The organism is Methyloglobulus sp. (assembly GCF_046714055.1).
Classification (GTDB): Bacteria; Pseudomonadota; Gammaproteobacteria; order Methylococcales; family Methylomonadaceae; genus Methyloglobulus.
The window spans coordinates 1-4,736 of the sequence record NZ_JBKKBJ010000193.1; the positions used below are offsets into that span (position 1 = coordinate 1).

General features: G+C 48.0%; 5 protein-coding genes and 1 other RNA gene. 1 reads left to right on the forward strand and 5 read right to left on the reverse strand.

Annotated elements, in window-relative coordinates:
- Nucleotide 1 precedes the first annotated feature (1 nt).
- From ACLQ6D_RS11480 to sdhC, 5 genes are read right to left on the reverse strand one after another with little or no spacing between them, the layout of a single operon-like run.
- A complete protein-coding gene (locus ACLQ6D_RS11480; protein ID WP_411726973.1) occupies nucleotides 2–184 on the reverse strand; it encodes a succinate dehydrogenase assembly factor 2 in 183 nt (60 codons plus the stop codon).
- 15 nt (nucleotides 185–199) lie between these two features.
- Nucleotides 200–1,030 carry a succinate dehydrogenase iron-sulfur subunit gene (locus ACLQ6D_RS11485; protein ID WP_411727424.1) on the reverse strand — a complete coding sequence of 277 codons (831 nt, stop codon included), beginning with the start codon at nucleotides 1,028–1,030 and terminating at the stop codon, nucleotides 200–202.
- Complete coding sequence (sdhA, locus tag ACLQ6D_RS11490) at nucleotides 1,030–2,814, reverse strand: succinate dehydrogenase flavoprotein subunit (RefSeq protein WP_411727425.1); 1,785 nt, start codon at nucleotides 2,812–2,814, stop codon at nucleotides 1,030–1,032. The genes ACLQ6D_RS11485 and sdhA overlap by 1 nt, the downstream gene beginning before the upstream one ends.
- 33 nt (nucleotides 2,815–2,847) lie before the next feature.
- A complete protein-coding gene (gene sdhD / locus ACLQ6D_RS11495) occupies nucleotides 2,848–3,210 on the reverse strand; it encodes a succinate dehydrogenase, hydrophobic membrane anchor protein (RefSeq protein WP_411727426.1) in 363 nt (120 codons plus the stop codon).
- 8 nt (nucleotides 3,211–3,218) lie between these two features.
- Nucleotides 3,219–3,596, reverse strand: coding sequence for a succinate dehydrogenase, cytochrome b556 subunit (sdhC, locus tag ACLQ6D_RS11500; RefSeq protein ID WP_411727427.1), 378 nt, complete (start codon nucleotides 3,594–3,596; stop codon nucleotides 3,219–3,221).
- Between the two features lie 225 nt (nucleotides 3,597–3,821).
- Between sdhC and ACLQ6D_RS11505 the strand changes: the two genes are divergently transcribed.
- A non-coding RNA gene (locus ACLQ6D_RS11505) (sX9 sRNA) lies at nucleotides 3,822–3,896 on the forward strand.
- Nucleotides 3,897–4,736 lie beyond the last annotated feature (840 nt).

Consider the following 4,736-nt stretch of genomic DNA (forward strand, 5'->3'; position numbering starts at 1 on the left):
TTCACCAATTAGCATCACATTGCCCCAATAACTCCGAATCATCCAGTTTAAGCATTTCAACAAAACGCGCTTTTTCTTCTTCACTAGCGACCGGATAGCGGGTCTCAAGATAGCGGTTCAACAACAAATCCAGCTCTAAAGAACCTCGCCGACATTGCCACTTTAATTTAGCCAGCTCGTTCATATCGGTTATTGCCACTTAAGCTTTTCGATTGACCAGGAGTTTTTTGGTTTCCGCGATGGCTTTGGCGGGATTCAGCCCTTTAGGACAGGTATCGGTGCAGTTCATGATGGTATGGCAACGGTACAGTTTAAAGGCATCGTCTAGCTGGTCAAGCCGCTCTTCGGTGGCCTCGTCGCGGCTATCGACTAGCCAGCGATAGGCTTGCAACAACACCGCAGGCCCCAGGTAACGGTCGCCATTCCACCAATAGCTGGGACAACCGGTGGAACAACAGGCGCATAATACGCAGTCATACAAACCGTCCAGCTTGTCGCGGTCAGCCTTGCTCTGTAAGCGTTCGACCGGCATGGATGCTGGGAGTGCGGCAACGGATAGGGAATCCGTGCCGCCTTTTTTAGGTGGTGGTGAGTCGTTGATCAGCCAAGGCTTGATTTCGGCATATTGGGCATAAAAATGGGTCATGTCCGGCACTAAATCTTTGACGACCTGCAAATGCGGCAGCGGGTATATTTTGATCGTATCGGGATAATCATTGATCGCCTTGGTGCAGGCCAGCGTGTTCTTGCCGTTGACATTCATGGCACAGGAACCGCACACCCCTTCCCGACAGGAACGCCTGAACGTCAAAGTGCTGTCAATTTCATTTTTGATTGTGATAATGGCATCCAGCACTTTAGTCCCGCACAGGTCGGCATCCAGTTCATAAACATCGATGCGCGGGTTTTCACCCGTGTCTGGATCCCAGCGGTAAATTTCAAAACGGCGGATGTTTTTTGTACCTTCTGGTGCCTTAAAGGTTTTGCCTTTAGCCACGACAGAATTTTTTGGTAGCGTGAATTCAGCCATTAGTAGACCCTCTCTTTAGGCATGACCACCTCGACTTCATCCGTCAAGGTGTACAAATGCACGGGGCGATAGCCGAACGTGACCTTATCATCGTTCAACCAAGTTAAAGTATGTTTCATCCAATTGACATCGTCGCGCTTGGGGTAGTCTTCCCGCGCATGGCCGCCCCTGCTTTCCTGGCGATTGCTGGCAGCACTTATCGACACCATCGCTTGACTCAGCAAATTGTCCAGTTCCAGCGTTTCCACCAGATCAGTGTTCCAGATCAACGACCTGTCTGTCACTTTTACGTCGTTCAATGATTGCATGGCATCCTTCATAGCTAATATACCTTCGTCCATGGTCTTTTGGGTTCGGAATACGGCGGCTTTGCTTTGCATGGTTTTTTGCATATTCAATCGAATCTCTGCGGTAGGATGATTGCCATTGGCATGGCGGAACTTATCAAAGCGGGCAAGTGCCTTATCGCAGGCGTTTTTCGGCAAAGGCTTGTGCTTCGTTTTGGGCTTGATGAGTTCAGAACAACGGATAGCGGCAGAACGGCCAAACACAATAAGGTCAAGCAGGGAGTTGGAACCCAATCGGTTTGCCCCATGCACAGAGACACATGCCGCTTCACCTATGGACATCAACCCTGGGATGACTTTATCCGGGTTGCCGTCTGCGAATGTTACGACTTCGGCCTTATAGTTGGTCGGGATACCGCCCATATTATAATGTACCGTGGGCAGCACGGGAATTGGGTCTTTGGTGACATCGACCCCGGCGAATATTTTTGAGGTCTCTGCAATTCCAGGCAAGCGTTCATGAATTACGGCGGGATCAAGGTGCTCAATGTGCAGATGAACGTAGTCTTTATGTTCCCCCAGTCCACGGCCTTGGTTAAGCTCAACCTGAATGGCACGGCTAACCACATCGCGCGAGGCCAGATCTTTCGCAGAAGGCGCATAACGCTCCATGAACCGTTCCCCTTCGGAATTGGTTAGGTAGCCGCCCTCACCTCTTGCGCCTTCTGTGATTAAACAGCCTGAGCCATAAATCCCGGTCGGATGAAACTGAATGAATTCCATATCCTGCAAGGGCAAACCCGCACGTAACGCCATCGCATTGCCATCACCCGTGACCGTATGCGCGGACGTGCAGGAAAAGTAAGTACGTCCATACCCCCCCGTTGCCAAGACGGTTACGTGGGCTTTAAATAAATGTATCGAACCGTCGTCCAGGCACCAGGCCAGCACACCACGGCACTCGCCCTCCTCCATAATCAAGTCCAACACGATGTATTCAACAAAGAACAAGGCTTGGTGCTTTAAAGATTGTTGGTATAAGGTGTGCAAAATGGCATGGCCGGTTTTATCTGCGGCTGCACAGGTGCGCTGGGCTTGCCCTTTTCCATAATGGGTCGTCATGCCGCCAAACGCACGTTGATAAATTTTGCCTTCCGCTGTCCTGGAAAACGGCACACCGTAGTGTTCGAGTTCTATAATTGCCGGAATGGCTTCCTTGCACATGTATTCGATGGCATCCTGGTCGCCTAGCCAATCCGATCCTTTGACGGTATCGTACATGTGGAAACGCCAATCATCTTCGCCCATATTGCCCAGCGCGGCGCTGATACCGCCTTGCGCCGCGACCGTATGGCTACGTGTGGGGAAGACCTTGCTGATACAGGCCGTACGCAAACCTTTTTCAGCCATCCCTAGCGTCGCGCGTAAACCAGCGCCGCCCGCGCCGACCACGATTACGTCATATTCGTGTTCGGTAATGTTATATGCTCCAGCCATGAATCTTCCTGTTAACCTTGTCTGCGTTGTGGGTTAAATGATGCGAAACATAAAAAATAATGACGCAACTGCTAAAAATAGAAAACCTAGGTTAATCGCCTTGATTAACATGGCTTGAAGTCCCTGGTCTGCAACATAGTCCTCGATGACAACTTGTAAGCCCATGGCAGCATGGTAGAAGACGGCAAGCAACCAAGCGTCGATACACATCGTATTCAAGGGCGACTTCAACCAGTCCACTGTTTGCTGATAAGGGGCATTTATGCACAGATCAAGAAAAACGATCAGCTGGAAGGATAAAGGAACCAAGGCCAACGCCGTAATACGCTGCATCAACCAGTGCCGGGTTGCCGATTTTGCGGCGCTGTTTCCAAATACCGCTATTTTATTAATCATAGGCTTAATCAAATGAAAATCCATGTGGCTAGAGTGAGAATAAACGCCGCTACCAGTTCAATTTTGGCATATTTATCCAGCAGACTTGGTTCGAAGCCCTCACCAAAATCCCAAATTAGATGCCGAAGACCATGGCATAAATGAAAGAACAGCGCGTAAATAAAACCCCAATACATTAATTTTACAAACCAGAAATTAGCCACGCTTTGCATGGCTGCATAAGAGTTCTCGCCTTGTGAAATCGCATAAAAAATACAGACAACAAGCAGCAGTCCTGCGGACAACAGGACACCCGTAATGCGGTGTGAAATGGACATAATGCCAGTAAGCGGTAATTTATAGATCTGTAAATGGGGTGATGTAGGCCTGGAATGTTTAACTGTCATATTTTTCTACACGGGTTGATAAGTTCGCCTAAGAGAACCTCTAAAAATTCAAAAGTCACCTTCCCCCATCGGGATGCCTACAAGGATGTAGGTAAGTAGGGCAACGCAGGAGCAGTTGCCGAGAAGGTTGGGGTGAGGGTATAAGATCACGCTCTATACCCTTAGAAACCATCTGAAAAGCTACTGCGCAAGCGTGATACGGGGTGGGCGGCGCTCGGAATCCTCACATACTCCATGTATGCTCCGGTTCCTGCGCTCCGGCCTCCCCCGCCTGACACCCGCTCGCTACGCTTTTCAGACGGTTTCCTAGACCTCTCGGCAACTGTTCCGCATTACTAAGCCACATGGATGTGGTGAATGCAAATATTGCAGGAGCAATATACCTGTCCAAGTTGCCCCAGTGGGAAAGGGTATTGAGGCTCCCTACTACACATCTCGCATCAATCATACGTACAAACCAGAATTTCTTATGCCACAGGGATGGTAGACTACACCCTACGAGTATAACAATTAAACTGTGTTTTGGACAACAAACGCTTAGCGCGATTGTTTGGCTGTTGTAGGGTAACTTAGGATTAAACAGAATAGTTTCCCTTTAAGAAACTATCAATTAATTGCTGTATTGTTAACAAATTAATACTGCCATATACTATCAACTAAACTGCTTATTTTTTGTTTTTACCTCCTAAAAGATTAACTTAACAAGCGATTTTAGCTGAATGGCTGTAAACCCTGATGATCATTATAAATCATCAGGGCTTCCATTCCAGCACATTTGTTGTTTTGCCTTCACGTTATTTGTAGCTACTTAAGCACTCGTTTTAACCCCCGGCTTAACTCAAACATGCCACTTGTCATGTCCCCCACAAGCATTGAACCCTCCTGATATGTTTGATCCCCCACTCCCCCAGCGCTATTTTTTTAGCCTGCGATTTTTTTGCTTAACTTTCCTGAAAAGAACCGCTAAAAACACCCTTCCTCACTGGGCATAGGCATCTGCTGTTAGCAACAGACAGAAATAATACTGTTATGAGTAACTGATGTTACGCACCTATAGTTAAAGTAAACTATAAGGATGAATACAGAACTATTAGAAATATATAGCGATTACTTGTTGAGTTCCTTTGGTCAAACGACGGC